The sequence below is a fragment of the Staphylococcus pasteuri genome (genome assembly GCF_030547725.1).
GTDB lineage: Bacteria > Bacillota > Bacilli > Staphylococcales > Staphylococcaceae > Staphylococcus > Staphylococcus pasteuri.
On the sequence record NZ_JAUOQO010000513.1, the window covers coordinates 1 to 259 of the forward strand.

Below are 259 nucleotides of genomic sequence, written 5' to 3' on the forward strand. Positions count from 1 at the left end.
GTGCAGCGCATATTAGAGTGACTTTTCAGGTAGATGCCGATGGTTTGTTATCGGTAACTGCTATGGAAAAATCAACGGGTGTACAATCCTCTGTTGAAGTTAAGCCTTCCTATGGCTTAGAAGATGCAGAAGTGGCGCGCATGCTGAAAGATTCAATCACTAACGCAAAGCACGATGTTACGATGCGTATGTTGCGAGAACAACAAGTTGAAGCGGCTCGCTTTATAGAAGATATGAGCGCAGCGTTAGCGGAAAGTGG

1 protein-coding gene is annotated in these 259 nt (G+C 45.6%); it reads left to right on the forward strand.

Annotated features, from left to right (window positions below; genetic code table 11):
* Positions 1–62: 62 nt before the first annotated feature.
* On the forward strand, positions 63–259 hold a 197-nt coding region (locus tag Q4528_RS14555), incomplete at its 3' end, for an Hsp70 family protein (protein WP_303522361.1).